General features: G+C 55.3%; 11 protein-coding genes. 5 read left to right on the top strand and 6 right to left on the bottom strand.

The features are described 5' to 3' along the window. Positions 1-103: 103 nt before the first annotated feature. The 4 genes from M3090_RS04530 to M3090_RS04515 all read right to left on the bottom strand — a co-directional run bounded on the left by M3090_RS04530 (position 104) and on the right by M3090_RS04515 (position 7,897). Complete coding sequence (locus M3090_RS04530) at positions 104-4,186, bottom strand: hybrid sensor histidine kinase/response regulator transcription factor (RefSeq protein WP_249054206.1); 4,083 nt, start codon at positions 4,184-4,186, stop codon at positions 104-106. Positions 4,187-4,329: 143 nt separating this feature from the next. Further along, positions 4,330-6,348 carry a glycoside hydrolase family 2 protein gene (locus M3090_RS04525; RefSeq protein ID WP_249054205.1) on the bottom strand — a complete coding sequence of 673 codons (2,019 nt, stop codon included), beginning with the start codon at positions 6,346-6,348 and terminating at the stop codon, positions 4,330-4,332. 56 nt (positions 6,349-6,404) lie between these two features. Continuing rightward, a complete protein-coding gene (locus tag M3090_RS04520) occupies positions 6,405-6,581 on the bottom strand; it encodes a hypothetical protein (RefSeq protein WP_249054204.1) in 177 nt (58 codons plus the stop codon). Between the two features lie 26 nt (positions 6,582-6,607). After that, positions 6,608-7,897, bottom strand: a complete 1,290-nt coding sequence (locus M3090_RS04515) for a glycoside hydrolase family 5 protein (RefSeq protein ID WP_249054203.1) — start codon at positions 7,895-7,897, stop codon at positions 6,608-6,610. A 496-nt stretch (positions 7,898-8,393) separates the two neighbouring features. Here M3090_RS04515 and M3090_RS04510 point away from each other — a divergent pair, with 496 nt between their 5' ends. From M3090_RS04510 to M3090_RS04490, 5 genes are all read left to right on the top strand, one after another. Further along, the gene (locus M3090_RS04510) at positions 8,394-9,962 is read left to right on the top strand and encodes a glycoside hydrolase family 43 protein (protein ID WP_249054202.1); all 1,569 of its coding nucleotides are present in this window, start codon (positions 8,394-8,396) and stop codon (positions 9,960-9,962) included. A 63-nt stretch (positions 9,963-10,025) separates the two neighbouring features. Beyond that, on the top strand, positions 10,026-10,253 hold the full coding sequence (locus M3090_RS04505) for a hypothetical protein (RefSeq protein ID WP_249054201.1): 228 nt from the start codon (positions 10,026-10,028) through the stop codon (positions 10,251-10,253). Between the two features lie 127 nt (positions 10,254-10,380). Then, positions 10,381-12,411, top strand: a complete 2,031-nt coding sequence (locus M3090_RS04500; protein ID WP_249054200.1) for a M13 family metallopeptidase — start codon at positions 10,381-10,383, stop codon at positions 12,409-12,411. A 181-nt stretch (positions 12,412-12,592) separates the two neighbouring features. After that, positions 12,593-15,076, top strand: coding sequence for a TIM-barrel domain-containing protein (locus M3090_RS04495; protein ID WP_249054199.1), 2,484 nt, complete (start codon positions 12,593-12,595; stop codon positions 15,074-15,076). A 125-nt stretch (positions 15,077-15,201) separates the two neighbouring features. After that, positions 15,202-15,372 (top strand): 4Fe-4S binding protein, encoded by a 171-nt coding sequence (locus tag M3090_RS04490; protein WP_249054198.1) that lies wholly within the window; start codon positions 15,202-15,204, stop codon positions 15,370-15,372. A gap of 171 nt (positions 15,373-15,543) precedes the next feature. Here M3090_RS04490 and M3090_RS04485 read toward each other — a convergent pair whose 3' ends face one another. Beyond that, positions 15,544-16,050: a hypothetical protein gene (locus tag M3090_RS04485; RefSeq protein ID WP_249054197.1), complete on the bottom strand. Its 507-nt coding sequence runs from the start codon at positions 16,048-16,050 to the stop codon at positions 15,544-15,546. 321 nt (positions 16,051-16,371) lie between these two features. Further along, positions 16,372-16,588: ABC transporter C-terminal domain-containing protein (locus M3090_RS04480; RefSeq protein WP_249054196.1), on the bottom strand; the 217-nt coding region annotated here is incomplete at its 5' end.

Here is a 16,588-nt window from a genome sequence, read left to right as displayed (position 1 = left end):
AAATAGTTCTCTACTTACAAAAATAAGCATTCTTTGCGGAGGAAAGTTCTTCTATATGTTGAAAGAAACGGGTTCTTTTGAATCAATAAGTATACAATATGTTTCATCTTGGAGTATTATTTGTCATTTTACCTTCCATTTCCTGATAAACTGAGGGCAATACGCCGAACTCCTCTTTGAAATAACGACTGAAATACTTAGGATTATTAAATCCCAACTGATAGGCTATCTCAGAAACATTCTGTTGGCTCTCACGCAACAATTGTGCCGCTCTTTTCAAACGTATGATACGAATAAATTCGATGGGAGTTTTACCTGTAATCTGCAACATCTTCTTATACATATGAGCTCGACTCATGCCTAATTCCCGGCTCAATTCTTCTACGGACAAATCGCTACGGGAAATATTCTTTTCTACATAACTAATAGCATTAGCAATCAGTTTCTCATCCAAAGGAGTTATAGCAATTTCTTCCGGCTCCGGCTCTATATATCCTCGGGGCTTTGCATTGCGGCTTAGTTCTATCAACTTACGCATCCGTAATATTAGGACCTCCAGATTGAAAGGTTTAGTCACGTAATCATCAGCACCAACAGTCAGACCTTCTACTTTTGTTTCCACAGACTGCTTAGCAGTAAGTAAAATAAATGGGATGTTTGCTGTCTGTTTATCAGACTTCACGCGTCGACACAATTCTTTTCCATCCATAACAGGCATCATCCAGTCGCACAAGATTAAATCCGGATGAGTTTTCTGAAGCATCTCCAATGCTTCTTGCCCGTTCCTGGCTGTTTCCACAGAGAAATACAAATTCATAGTATCTTTCATGAACTCCACAAAATCATCACTATCGTCCACTATCAGAACCAGTGGTTTCCCTTTTCTTATCTTTGACATCGGGCGTTTATCTACCGTGTCCGCTGATTCTTCCTGCGTTTTATCCGGCATCTGTTCTGTGGCAGGTGGTGCAAGTTCTGAAACGGCAGCGACATGCTTCACCGGGAGCTTGACGACGAAAATACTGCCTCCGCCTGCATTATCAACCACTTGTACCGTTCCTCCATGCAAAGATACAAAATCGCGCACCAGACTAAGCCCGATGCCACTTCCCGTGGAAGCATGCTGTTCTTCGGAATGTTCTACCTGGTAAAAGCGGTCAAAAACATGTTCCTTGTCTTCATCTTTAATGCCTATGCCAGTATCTGCCACTTTTATCTCCAGCATATCCGGCTGACCGTCCAAAAGGCCGAGCGAAACAGTCACAAGTCCGCCGTTCGGCGTAAACTTGAAAGCATTGGACAAGAGGTTCATCACAATCTTACCTATCTTATCGACATCAAAGGCCATATTCAAAGAATCTACGGCAGAATGGAAAGTCAGATGCACGCCTTTCTTTTCGGAGAGCATCAGGAAAGAGTTGCAGATATTCTGCACAAAGGAGACTATATCTCCTTCAGACAAATGCAAGTGTGAACCTACCATTTCGTTTTTACGAAAATCAAGCAACTGGTTCACAAGATTGAGCAAACGCAAGGCGTTGCGGTGTATCATCTTCAGTTTCCCGGCTGTCTGTTCGTCTTGCACATCTTTCATCAAACTTTCCAACGGAGAAAGAATCAGCGTCAACGGTGTACGCAATTCGTGGCTCACATTGGTAAAGAAGCGGAACTTCATCTGGTTCAGTTCTTCATTCCGACGGGCATCTTCTTCTATCTGACGCATCCTATACTTATTGCGTTCATGGCGTTTGACCCGTACATAGGCCAAACATAAGATGCCAATCAGCAACAGAGAATACAGCAGGTAGGCCCAAGAGGTCAACCAGAAAGGAGGAAGAATGACTATTTTCAGGCGAGCTTCTTCTTCACCGCTAACGCCGTCACTATTAGCAGCCCTCACTTTCAGCCAATAAGTGCCAGGCGCCAAGTTCGTGTAAGTCACCCGGTGCATGTTCTCTTTGTCGACCAGCCAATCATCATTAAATCCTTCCAGCATATAATAGTAGCGCGTCTTTTCCGGCAAAATATAGTTATCAGAAGCGAAAAACACCGTAAAAATATTCTGTTTATAGTCCAATACGACCTCCCGCGATTGGTTTAAAGACTCTTTCAGTATCACCTGCCCATCGAACGGGATGCCTACTCCGACCTCTTCATTGAAGAGTTGCAAACCTGTAAACATAACATGGGGCACACACTCATTGTACTTAATATCACCCGGCCAGAAGGTATTGACGCCATACAAGCCTCCGGCCAGTATTTGCCCCGTGTGCAAACGCTTCATCGAGCGCTGGTTAAAATCGCAACCCTGCAAGCCGTCTTTATCACTGTAAACATGGCAGCGGAAAGTCAGCCGTCCCGTTTCTGCATTTTCTTCCGGCACCACATTAATCAGTTCTCCTCCGACACTTATCCACATGCCTTGTTGCTCATCTTCCACGATTCCCAGCATCAATTGGTGGGAATAATCGGTATTCAAGCGTACTTCGTAGAGCGTGTCACGCTCCAGGTCGCAGACGTTCAGCCCCGAGCGGGTAGCCACCCAGAGGCGTCTGTGCCCATCTTCGTACAACTGCATCACGACATTGTTAGAGAGCGCTGATTTCCCGGAGCGCGTACCCAGAAAGCGGGTAATCTTCTTTGTCTTCATGTCCAATGAAAAGATGCCTCCCGTGGTCCCTATCCACAGATTGCCATTCCGTCCCATATCCAGCGAAGAAATCCAAGCGGAAGTCAGGCCAGAATTGGTTGCATTATATAAGGTGAACTTTCCGGTTTGCGGATTCAGGTGTTGTACCCCACCTCCCAAAGTACCAATCCAGATGCCTCCGTCCGCATCTTCTTCCAAAGCCCACACATTGTCGTTGACCAACGAATTGGGGTCTCCGCTGCGATGCTTATAACGAACGAAACGGCCACCGTCGTAGCAATTCAGGCCATTGTAATAGGTTCCTGCCCACAAGCGGCCGCGGCTGTCGCGCAAAAGCGATACCAGGACATTGCCGGAGATGGAATGTGGATCGCCCGGCACGTTTGTAAAGCAAGTTTGCCGCCCCGTAGTCATGTTCCGATGAATCAGGCCGTCGCCGTTGGTGCCCAACCAGACCCAACCGTCGCCACCGTCTTCGATGCAATGGATGTCGCCCACTTCGAGCAAGTCAAACTTAAACATGCTTTCGTTGTAGAGAGCCACACCTTTCTTGTAAGTCCCTACCCACATGGTACCGGCTTCGTCTTCGTAGAAAGCGGTCACCGTGTTGGTCGGCAGGCTGCGCCCGTTCTTGGGGTCGTTTTTCACGGAGACTGTCCGGCCGTCCGGATAAATGATTTGGATACCGCCCAGGTCTTTTCCCAGCCAAATCCGGCCTTTCCGGTCTTCCCACACTGCGCGCACCACATCAAAAGGGGTAGCGCAATGCTGACGCCGCAACCACTTCCGGTGCACCAGGTCGTAGCAGCCTATGCCACGCATGCCACAAATCCAGACACGGCCGTTTCTGTCGGCATAAAGGGAATAGGCGCATGTCTCGGGGCCGCCCATGAAATCAGCAAAGTCATTCTCCGCCCACTTCAGTTCCAGCGAAATCATGTCCACGCAATACAGTCTTCCGGCATCGTCCACGGCCAGCAATCCTTCCCCGCCATCGGCAAAGTCTGTCAGGGTGACGTTTTTCAGGGATTCCGAAATGTTATCGAGCAGACGTGCTTTTGCCGTACCTGCCTTGTAATGATAGAATTGTTTGTCCCAGGAAAAGTACAACCAAAAGTTTTTATCGGCATCAATATGGATATGTGTCGGCTCACCGCTGATGCCGATGTTCCACATCCATTCGTCGATGTTGCAGTCGAAGCTGTCCGTAACGGGATTGTACAAAGCATACCCGCCGTCAGTATGTATCCACAGAAAGCCATCCGCATCTTCCTGAATGGTATCAATGTAGTTGTCCGGCAAAGGGATGGAATCGTTGGAATCGCTGCGATAGACTTTCACATTGTAGCCGTCGTAGCGGTTCAGCCCCGAAGCCGTGGCAAACCACATGAACCCCTCGGAATCTTTGTAAATGGCATTTATCTGATTGTTGGAAAGCCCGTCTTTCAAACCTAAACATTTAAACATGTAGTTATCTGCCCAGAACGGAAGGCAAAAAAACAAGCAAAAACTTAATACTAAGGACTTTTTTTTCATACGAACGGTAATCAAAGGTGTTCTTTCTGGGAAGCAAAAAAAACAAAAAACAAGGAGAAAAACAAGGAGGAAAATGCTTTTTTGCCCCACACGTTCCGGGCTTTCTCCCCCCTTATTGTATCTCTACTTTCACTGCGAACGGTTCATAAGTCTGTCCTATCCGCTAAGAACCAGGTGCAACGGTCTTCCCCGTATTTGTTCTTTAACAGCAACTCATTTTTTCCTTCGCGCAGACGCACGTTTTTCCATTCCATCACGTTCACTGCGTCAGGCACGGCTTCCCCTAACGGCTCGCCATTGAGGAAAAGCTCTGCCGGACCGCTGTTGCTGAAGGCTTGCACCGTCGTCACGGACCGGGTACGGCGGTCGGCGCGGCGCCCGGCCAGGTAGACGAACTTGTCTTCGGTATTCCAGTTGGCTTTGTAGAAATAGAAGGCATCTTTCTTGATTCTCCGGTCAACGGTGACCAGGCCTTTGTCGTTGCGCCCGGGGTCGGAACCTTCGCGGCGACCGGCGGCCGAGAAGTCGAACATACACCAGACGAAGTTGCACCAAAGGTAAGGCCGTGCCTTCAGTTGACGCCAATTCTCGATGTGGTAATAGGTCTGCCAGTTCTCCGGATGCCAAGGGCCTCCGGCAGTCGGCCGCTCCAGCGTGTCGGCCTGTTGGAAGGGGCTGCCTCCCGCACCATATTCGCTGATGCCTATCTTCCGTTCCGGGTGGGCGGCATGTTCCCGGTCCAGCCACTCGCCCATCTGGTCCGGCTCGCCGTCATACCAGCCGAAGTAACGGTTGAACGCTATCAGGTCGGTAAACCCATTGAAGTCATCCTGCTGGTTGCTGGCGCCCATAGTCAGACGGGAGGGGTCAAGGCTGTGGGCCAGTTCATGCAGTTCCTGGGCCATCGCCGAAGGGCGGTCCAGCCATCCGGAATTGATTTCGTTGAACAGTCCCCAAGCCAGGATACAAGGATGGTTGTAGTTCTGGTAGATGAGCTCCTTCAGTTGTTGGCGCAGGTTGTCGGCATAGGCCGGATGAGCGACATAGACGTTGACAAAGGGAATTTCGGCCCAGGCCACCAGTCCACGGCGATCCATCTGGCGGTGCACATACTTGGCCTGCGGGTAGTGTGCGAGACGCACGGCGGTGCAGCCCATTTCCTGCATCAAGTCCAGGTCTTCGTCGTGGTCGGAGGGATAGAGGGCGACGGCCCGTTCGGCCCGTTCCTGGTGACGGCAGACACCGTTCAGCCGATAGGGATGTCCGTTCAGGAAGAAGCCTTGCTCCGGGTCGGCGTGGTAGTAGCGGAAGCCTATCTCCTCGGTGCGGCGGTCTATCTCCTGTCCGTCGCGGCGGAGGATGACCACGGCTTCATACAGGTGCGGGTCGCGCACGCCGTCCCAAAGATGCGGCCGTTGCACGGTTGTCTCCGCACAGGCCCGGCCGTCGGGCGTAAAGTCGCGAACGGTGGCGGTATGAATCTGCCGGCCTTCGTCCCAAAGTTGGAACTCGACTTCACAGCCGTCCAGCGTGGTATTTTTGTGCGACAGCAAGGCTTCCATCCGCAGGCGGGCACTCCGCTCGCTCACTTCGCTCTGGGTGAAGAAGACGCCCGACGAAGCATAGAAATCGGGGGCGATGCACACCTCGTCCGTCACCAGCAACTCCACGCCGCGGTAGAGGCCGCCCGGCTGGGTGAAGTCGCCGCAGATGGGCGCAATGTCGAAGGAGGCGGTGTTGTTGACATAGATGGCCAACTCGCTCTCTTGGCCGGGTTGCAGGAAGTCGGTCAGTTCGGCCACGAAGGCGGTGTATCCGCCACGGTGCTGCATGACGAAACGTCGGTCTACAAAGACGTCGGCCACGGTCTGGGCTGCCTCTACGCGCAGGAAAATGCGTTTGCCGGCCCAGCGGGCGGGCACAGCCAACGGACGGGCGTAGCGACACAGGCCGCGGTAGTAGTCGGCGGTGCCATACATGGCGTCGCCCTTGTTCCAGGTATGGGGCAGGTCGACGGTCTGTACCTCGCCCACGGGTTGGAATCCATGGTGAAACGTCCAGCCGCGGTTCAGGGGATAGACCTCGGCGGCGGCGCAGGGCAGTTGCGAAGCCAGAACGGAAAGACAAAAAAACAGGCAGAAAGACAAAAGTTTCTTTTTCATGGTGGTTGTTTTTTAAGATGAACAAATCGGGGTAGGGCGAAGACGATGCTTGCATTTTACGCAAAAATAAGCATTTTTCTCCACCCCAGCCCCTTCTTCCTGTCGAGAAAAAGGGTGGCTTTTGATTCATCCGGGTATCGTACGTTTTCTTTCAGGGCATCATTTGTTGCCCCTGCTCCTGCTGCTTGGCCTACGGATAAAAAAGAGCTATGCTGAGATAGCTCTTTTTTCACCTTTTTACCTATGAAAACTTGTCTCTTTATTCGGGCGCACCGTCATAGACGCTTTGCAGGGTGTAGGAGGTATCGGTCGTGAAGACGGCCTTCTTCATGGCGTTGACCATCGTCTCGGCATCGTTCAGGAAGTTACCCGTAGCACGGTCGAAGAGGCCCGACTGTTCCTTGCCGGCGCCGGCATAGCCGTTATCCCAGCAGAAAGGCACGATGCCGTAGTCGTGGGCAGCCTTGAAGACGTATTCGAAGTAGTAGCGGCGGAACTGTTCGCTGCGTTCGCTCTCGTGGCGCACGCAACCCATCTCTCCGAAGTAGACGGGGATGCCGTTGTCCACGAAACGGGTCTTCAGCGCGCCGAACACGGCCTGTACATTGTCTTCGTTGCCACCCTCCACGTAAGTACCGGAAGCGGCGGTGTGTCCCCATTCGGAGTATTCGGCGGTCAGGGTGAACTCGGTGGGTTCATAGAAGTGTACGCTCACCAGCAAGCGGTTGGGGGTGGGGTCTTCGGGAAGTTCCATGTAGTCGATGGTGAGGTCTGCATCGGTGGCATATCCCGGCACGCCGAGGTAGCGGTTCGTGTTCTGTCCGCCTGTGGCACGCACGGCGTCCACGAAGATTTGGTTCCATTCGTTGATGACACCGTATTGGGCGCCACCGTCCAAGCGATTTCCGCCCTGTCCCCAGTCGCCGTCGTGCACTTCGTTAAAGCTTTCGAAGATGAGGAATTCGCCTTTGTCCTGGAAGCGCGTGGCTATCTGCGACCAGACGGCCCGGAAGCGGGCGTTGATTTCGGCACGTGCCGACTCGTTGCGGGCAGCTTCTCGGACGTCCAGCCACATGGCAGGGTTGTAGTCCGAGCTGGTTCTGTCGCTGTAGCCATCGTGGTGGATGTTGATAATCACGTTGAGCCCGGCATTTTCCGCATACCCTACGACTTCGGCCACGCGGTCCATCCAAGCGTCTTCTATCTTATAATCAGGAGCGTCGCCAATGTGCCCCATCCACGTGACGGGGATGCGCACCGACGTGAAGCCTGCCGCGGCCACACGGTCGAAAAGAGCCTGCGAGGCAGGAGCATTGTTCCAAGCCGTCTCGTCAGAGACACCGTTTACATGTGCATCGAGTGAATTTCCAAGATTCCAGCCCAAGCCGAGGCGGTCGGCTATCGTGCGTACTTCTTGCGGTACTTGTCCGCCGGGGATGCCGCCCGTGCCGGGATTGTCTTCATCGTCATTGCAAGAGACCAGACCAAACATGAACATCAAACAAAGCGAGGCTACTGCACGCCAACGCCAACGAAATGTATTCTCCATACTGATATTAAATTATTGAGTGATTAAATATGTACTCTGCCTGTCGGCAGGACGGACGAAACCGCCACGTCCCCGGGCTCTCCGACAGACAAAGGTATATGGATTCTTCCGAGAAAGAAGTGGCGCGGGGGAAGTATTTTCGGAAGAAGGCCGAATTATGTCAGGAAACAAACTTTGCTGATAAGAAACAAACCTTTTGACCTGCCTGCGGCCTGGTCGGGCGAAGGGTAATAGCAGGAAAAAGCAAGCGTGCCGGAGGGCTGCCGCCCGTGTCCGCAAGAAGCACCGCCCGCGTCCGCAACAGCCACGCCTCTTGCCCGCAGGAGGCAACCCGACCGCGCTCCGCCTCTGGCGGAAGGAAACGGCAGGGGGGCTTTTGTTTCCAAAAAGGGAGGCAGATGTTGCTCCAGGGCAAAATGCCGGAGATTCTTTTGCGCAAACGCGCGGGTTTGACTACATTTGCCGGAAACAGCCTATATCAAATATCGAAACAGTTATGCGTAAACAGACATTGCTGGCAGCACTGGCCCTCAGCCTCTCCTGCCTGGCCCAGCAACCCCTGGGCTACCAGAACCCCGTCATCGCGGGTTTCCATCCCGACCCGAGCGTCTGCCGCGTGGGCGACGACTTCTACCTGGTCAACAGCAGTTTCCAATACTTCCCCGGCGTACCCATCTTCCACAGCCGCGACTTGGTGCACTGGCAGCAGATAGGGCACGTGCTGACGCGCCCCTCGCAACTGCCGCTGAAGAACGCCAGCACGGGGGGAGGCATCTATGCCCCCACCATCCGACACGACGGGGAGCGTTTCTACATGATTACCACGAACGTGTCGGACAAAGGCAACTTCCTGGTGCACGCCACCGACCCGCGCGGTCCCTGGTCGGAGCCGGTGTGGATTGAGCAGGGAGGCATCGACCCGTCGCTCTACTTTGAGGATGGCAAGTGCTACCTGGTGAGCAACCCGGACAACTGCATCCACTTGTGCCAGATAGACCCGCTGACCGGCCGCCAACTGACCGAATCGCGACGCATCTGGACCGGCACCGGAGGGCGCTATCCCGAAGGGCCGCACATCTATAAGAAAGACGGCTGGTACTACCTGCTCATCTCGGAAGGCGGAACGGAATACGGACACAAGGTGACCATCGCACGAAGCCGGCACATCGACGGGCCGTACACCGGCAATCCCGCCAACCCCATCTTGACGCACATCAACATGAACGCGCAGAGCAACCCCATCCAGGGCACCGGGCACGCCGACCTGGTGGAAGCACCCGACGGCAGTTGGTGGCTGGTCTGCCTGGCCTTCCGCACCCAGGGTGGCACACACCACTTGCTGGGGCGCGAGACCTTCTTAGCCCCCGTGCGCTGGGACGAAGGAGCCTGGCCGGTGGTGAACGCCGACGGCACCCTCTACCCGCAGATGAACGTCCCCACCCTGCCCCAGCATCCCGCAGCCCCGAAACCTGCCCGCACGGAGTTCGATGCCGACACGCTGGCCTACGACTGGGTGTACGTCCGCAATCCGCACCCCGAAAACTACGAATTAAGAAAAGGCCGCCTCGTCCTGAAAGCCACGCCCGTCGGCCTGGAACGGATAGACGACAGTCCTACCCTCGTGTGCCGCCGCCAGGAGCACATGAGCTTCAGCGCCACCACCTCACTGCGCCTGCGCGATGCCTCGACGGGCGACGAAGCCGGGCTAACGGTCTACATGTATGAAGACGCCCACAGCGACATCCTCCTCCGACGGAAGGCCGACGGACAGAACTACATCACCCTACGCCACAAAATGGGACTACTGACGCACGAAGAGCCGGAAGTGGCCGTGGGCCGGGGAGACGTACACCTGCGCGTCACAAGCGAATCGCAATACTACGCCTTCTCCTACTCCACTGACGGCAAGGACTACCACGAACTGGGCAAACTCAACACCCGCTACCTCAGCACGGAGACCGTGGGAGGCTTCACGGGCATCATGCTCGGCCTGTTCGCCACGTCCGCCCTGCCGGGGTCGGAAGCCCGGGCGGAGTACGACTTCTTCGACTACGAAGGAGAGTAAACAGACACGAAAAGGCGGGAGACAGCCGAACAACGCCTGTTCTGGACCACCGTCTCGCTCGCCATGCTGCTGGCGGCCGTGGGAGTGGTCTGCCTGCGGATTGCCTGCGGGGAAATGTGGCAAAGCCTGTGGAAACAAGTGGCCGAGAGCTTCCAAAGCATCGAACTCGCTCCCTATGGAGGCATCGGATTAGTGGTACTGATATTGCTTGCCCTCGACCTGGGGATGCGGCATGCCTACCACGCCTGGGGATGCGGCATGCCTACCACGCCCGGCGACGCAGAAGCCTGAAACGTGACTGAACGCGTCGGGCAAAACGACCGGACCGAAAGAAATATCCCACTCTGCGCACCAGCCTAAGCCTAAAAATGCGTACCTTTGCACCCCGACAAAGGAATCACTTTTATTTAAAGTATATATGAACGCTAAACACTATTTCTCCGTTGCAGCCCTCTGCCTGAGCATGGCAGCCTGCAACTCGGGCAAGGGCAACCTGACCACGGGTATAGACCTTGCCAACCTGGACACTACGGCACTGCCGGGCACGGACTTCTATCAGTATGCCTGCGGTGGATGGATGAAAAACCACCCCCTGACAGACGAGTATTCACAGTATGGTTCCTTCACCGTCTTGGCCGAGAACAACCGCAAGCAGATGCAGGGACTCATCGAAGAGCTGGCCAAGGGACAGCACGAGGCCGGCTCGGTGGCCCAGAAGATAGGCACTCTGTATAACCTGGCCATGGACAGCGTGAAACTGAACCAGGAAGGCACCGCCCCCATCAAGACCGAACTGGAAGAGATTGCCTCGCTGAAGAACAAGGCTGATGTCTATGCACTGCTGGGCTCGCTCGAGCGCCGCGGCATCACCAGCTACCTGGGCACGGGCGTGGGCGCCGACCAGAAGAACAGCGACATGAACGCCGTCTACACCAGTCAGGCGGGGCTGAGCATGGGCGAACGCGACTATTACCTGGCCACGGACGAGGCTACGACCAAAATCCGTGAAGCCTTCAAGGTGCACGTGGCAAAGATGTACCAACTGGCCGGGTTTGACGAGGCTACGGCCAACCGCGGACGCGACATCGTGATGGACGTGGAGACGCGCCTGGCCAAGACCTTCCGCAGCATGGTGGAACTGCGTGACCCGCAGGCCAACTACAACAAGATGACGCTGGACGAACTGAAGCAGAAGTATGCTTCCTTCAACTGGGATGCGTACCTGACCAACCTGGGGCTGAAGAACGTGCAGGAGATTATCGTAGGGCAGCCCGAGGCGCTGGCCGAGGCGGCCAAGATACTGGACTCGCTGCCCGTGGAACAGCAGGTGCTGTACTTGCAGTGGAAACTGATTGACCGGGCCGCTTCGTTCCTGAACGATGAGATTGTGGAGCAGAACTTCGACTTCTACGGACGTACCATGAGCGGGGCGAAGGAGATGCAGCCGCGCTGGAAGCAGGCCGTGTCGGTGACCGGCTCGGTGCTGGGCGAGGCCGTGGGACAGATGTATGTGGAGAAGTACTTCCCCGCCGCTGCCAAAGAGCGCATGGTGACGCTGGTCAAGAACCTGCAGACGGCCCTGGGCGAGCGCATCCAGGCCTTGGAGTGGATGAGCGACAGCACCAAGGCGCGGGCGCTGGAGAAACTGGCGGCTTTCCACGTCAAAATCGGGTATCCGGACAAGTGGAAGGATTATGGCAAGCTGGACATCAAGGACGACTCTTACTATGCCAACATCGAGAGGGCGACGGTATGGGCCAGCGACGAGAACATGGCCAAAGCCGGGAAGCCGGTCGACAAGGAGGAATGGCACATGACGCCGCAGACGGTGAACGCTTACTATAACCCGACGACGAACGAAATCTGCTTCCCGGCAGGCATCCTGCAGCCGCCTTTCTTCGACATGCAGGCGGACGATGCCTTCAACTACGGGGCCATCGGCGTGGTTATCGGACATGAGATGACGCACGGGTTTGACGACCAGGGACGCCAGTATGACAAGGACGGCAACCTGAAGGACTGGTGGACGGCGGAAGACGCGGAGCGCTTCAACCAGCGTGCCCAGGTGATGGTGAACTTCTTCGACAGCATACAGGTGGCTCCGGGCGTGCATGCCAACGGCCGACAGACGTTGGGCGAGAACATTGCCGACTACGGTGGCCTGCAGGTGGCCTACCAGGCGTTCAAGACCGCCACGAAAGATGCGCCGCTGGCCACGGTGGACGGCCTGACGCCCGAACAGCGGTTCTTCCTGGCCTACGCGGGTGTATGGGCGAACAACGTCCGCCCCGAGTTTGTGCTGTATCTGACCAAGATGGACGTGCACTCGTTGGGTGAATGGCGCGTGAATGGTGCCCTGCCGCAGATTGACGCGTGGTACGAGGCTTTCAACATCGGCGAGGCTGACCCGATGTTCGTGCCCAAAGAGGAGCGTGTGGCCATCTGGTAAACGTGCTGCACAGCATCCGATAAAGGGGCGGAAACAACATTTCCAACCATAAATGGTAACATTCTGCCCCCTACCCGTTCACAGAATATGACTATCTTTGTCAGGCTGATTTACCCCACACCGGGAAATCAGCCTGACTTGTATCCGTCCCATCGGAATCGCTTACTCAATAGATATAACCATGAAAAAAAGAAAACTACTTTTCACGGCCATGCTGGCCATTTGTCTGGCCTCGTCGGCACAGACCATACAACAGACAGGGCAAGGCGCCAAGTTCCAAACCATCGACTCGAAACTTTCGGGCGAAGTCATCTTCTACAGTTCCGACATCGTGCGCATCCTGAAGTACCCGACCGCCAATGCCCCAGAAAAGAAAAGTTTCCCTGTCGTCAAAATACCCGAAAAGGTAAAAATAGCCTACTCTTCCCCCCAAGAAAACGTGTTATGCATGCAAACCGGCTGCCTGACGGTAGTACTGGATGCCGTTACGGGCCGTATAATCTACAAAGGTCCACAGGGAACGACTTTACTCGCGGAGAAGGAACAAGGTACTCGCTTCACTCCCGCGCAAGACGCTGGACAACCCACGTACAACGTAAGCCAAGCGTTCACGCTCCAACCCGATGAAGCCATCTACGGCTTAGGGCAACGGCAAAGCAACGCCATGAATCATCGCAACCAGCAAATCTATCTGTGTAACACAAACACCAACATCTGCATACCTTACTTCACTTCCTCACAAGGCTACGGTGTCTACTGGGACAATCCGGGCATCTCCTACTTCAGCGACACATCGGCCGAAACCTCTTTCACGTCGCAAACCGGCTTGTGTGCCGACTACTACTTCCTCTATCGCGACGGTTCGCAAGACGGGGTTATCGGTTGCCTGCGCGAACTGACGGGACGCGCCACCATGTTCCCGCGCTGGGCTTTGGGCTACTGGCAGTCGCGCGAACGCTACAAGAGTCCGGACGAACTATGCGACGTGCTCGACCGTTACCGGAAGTTGAAAGTTCCGCTCGACGTCATGGTGCAAGACTGGCAATACTGGGGTTGCGACTCCAACTGGAACGCCATGCGGTTTATGAACCCGCGCTACACCAACCGCATGGGTGACCCCGAAGCGATGCGCTACCTACCCAACGGTGAAGACCCTGCCGCCCGTTATGACTCACGCATCAAAAGCCCGGAGGAGATGATAGATTACATACATGGACACAACGCGCACCTCATGATTTCCGTATGGGCCAGCTTCGGCCCGTGGACAAGCCAATACCAGGAACTGGACAAAATGGGAGGCTTGCTGAAATTCGAAACCTGGCCGCCCAAGTCGGGTGCCCATCCTTACGACCCTTTTAACCCGGCAGCCAGAGACTTATATTGGCGTTACCTCAGTCATTTGTATGACATGGGCATAGATGCTTGGTGGACGGATTCGACCGAACCAGACCACTTGAATCCCAAAGAGAGCGACTTCGACTTGCTTACGGCGGACGGTTCGTTCCGTTCGGTGCACAATGCCTATCCGCTAGTGCATAACCGTGGGGTGTATGAACACCAACGTGCAGTGTCGTCCGACAGGCGCGTCATCCAGATGACCCGTTCAGGTTACTTGGGAGAACAGCACTATGGTACCCTGAGCTGGAGCGGCGACGTGGCATCGAGCTGGGAAGTGATGCGCCAGCAGATTCCTGCCGGGCTGAACTTCACCTTGTGCGGCATCCCGTTCTGGAACACCGACCTGGCGGGTTTCTTCAGCCACGAGTACAACAATGACTGGAAGAACCTGGCCTACCAGGAGCTGCACGTGCGCTGGTTTCAGTGGGGATGTTTCCTGCCCTTGATGCGCAACCATTGTTCCTCGCCGATGCTCAACGAGATTTACCTGTTCGGCCGGGAGGGAGACTGGGCCTATGATGTGCAGAAACGCTTCATCGAGCTGCGTTACCGGCTGCAGCCCTACCTGTATAGTATGCAAGGAGACGTGGTGCTAAATGATGGCAGCATGATGCGTCCGCTCATCATGGACTTCCCGCACGACCGGAAAGCCATCTTGCTGGACGATGAATACATGTTCGGCCCCGCCTTTCTGGTGTGCCCCGTCACACGGCCGCTTTACACGACGAAGGACGAGCAGAACCGGGGCATTTCCCTGGTGCCCGATGGAGGCATAGGGGCTGCGTCGCTTCCCTTCGAGGTCTATTTGCCTGAAGGAGCCGACTGGGTGGATTTCTGGAGCAATGAACTGATGAAAGGGGGAGTGGACATCAACCGCGACTGTCCTGTCAGCCTCATGCCGCTCTACGTGAAGGCTGGCAGCATACTGCCTTTGGGGCCTGAGGTGCAGTATTCGGGCGAGAAGGCTTGGGATGTGCTGGACATCTGTATTTATCCGGGTGCCGACGGCGAGTTTACGCTGTATGAAGACGAGTTTGACAATTACAACTACGAACAAGGATGCTTCTCGACCATCCGGTTCCATTGGGATGAAGAGACTCGGACGCTGACCATCGGGCAACGACGGGGCGAGTTTGAGGGCATGTTGCAGGCACGTGATTTCCGCCTCACGTTGATGACTCCGGACAAGCCTTCGGCAGAAAAGCCCGTGGCACACCCTGACCGGCAGGTGCACTACGAGGGGCATGAGTTGAAGATACGCTTTTGAGCGGCGCTATTTAGAAGCCGTACAAATTAGTTTTTTTCCACGGGGTGTGGGTACAACCTATGGTGAAAAACTTTACCTTTGCAGCATCAATTTTGATAAATACTAACTTTTAAACTGAAAGAACAATGGCTTACGTAATTAGTGACGACTGTATCGCCTGTGGCACTTGCATCGACGAATGTCCGGTAGGCGCAATCTCCGAGGGAGACAAGTACTCAATCGACCCTGAAGCATGCACCGAGTGCGGCACTTGCGCCAGTGTATGTCCCTCCGAGGCTATCCACCCGGCAGACTAAGGTCCGCGATTGAGCGAAGGACATGGAAAAGGGGCGCTTCCTCACGGAAGCGCCCCTTTTTTGTGCGGGCAGGCCTCCGGGGGTCCGGTTGGGCATGGCCTGCCTGGGCACATCACTTATAAAATCCAAATTACTATGGTATCTGCACTAAGAATTCCTGGTAGGTTAGGGTCAGCCGAAGGTGCCCTGTCCGCTGTCGTCGGGGTCGGAGCCGTCGCTGCCGGGTTCTTCGGTGGAGAGGCCCTTGGCCTTGCGGTAGGCGGCCAGCGAGGAGTAGTCCACGCCGTCGTCCAAGACTCCGCCGCACTCGAAGGTCAGGTTGTTGATGACGCTTTCGCGGAACTCCTTGGAGGGTGTGAACCGCAGTCGTACGTCGTAAATCATCTGTCCGGCGTTGACCTCGTCGATATTGTCCACTCCCTTGCTGCGGAAGGTCACTTTCAGGGTGCCCAGGTCGCCCACGCGTACGCTTTCGCCTGCCAGGAGGCGCTTGCGGGCGTAGTTGCCGAAGAGGCCGAGTGCTGCCTGCATCTCGAGCGGGGCGGTAGAGGTGTTCTCCGTGGCCGCCCGGGTCATGGCGGTGATGGTCTCGGGCTTGTCGATAATGGGGGTTGCATACCACTTGGCGGGTGCTTCGCGGTCATTGGGCAAGGGGCGCTTCAGGTACTTAATCTTCATGGGCATGGCATTAAAAGGGCTATGTGCCGTCTGTGGACGGCGGGTTAAACATGGGCAGGTGTGTGGCCTGCGGGTTCTCCGTAGTGGGGGTGGTTGCTACCCTCGAGTGTAGCTCGTTGCTACACTGGTGTGTAGCTCGATGCTACCCTTGAGTGTAGGCGATTGCTACACTGGAGTGTAGCAACCGCCCGATTTACCACTTAACCATTTTGGCATTCAAAAAACCTTGGCAGCGAAGGTAGGGGATAATTTTGAGTTATGCAAGTTTTCGGGTTGTTTTTTCTCCGGAGGGCGGGAAAAAACTTTGCCCGCGGGCCGGGGTCAGGCCTGTTCGAGTGCCTCGGCGGCCTGTTCCCAAGCCTCCATGGCCTGGTCGAGCCGGGCTTTGAGGCGGCCGTGCTCTTCGTAGAGCGAGGGGTCGGCGGCGCCCTGGGGGGTGGCCATCTGCTGCTCCAGGCGGGCGATGTCTGCCTCCAGGCGGGCGATGTCTGCCTCGCAGTCGGCCACGGCTTTCTCCAGCTTCTTGCGCTGCTTCTTC

It is taken from the genome of Bacteroides sp. ET71 (assembly GCF_023336905.1).
Classification (GTDB): domain Bacteria; phylum Bacteroidota; class Bacteroidia; order Bacteroidales; family Bacteroidaceae; genus Bacteroides.
This window is presented reverse-complemented; position numbering and strand designations above follow the sequence as displayed.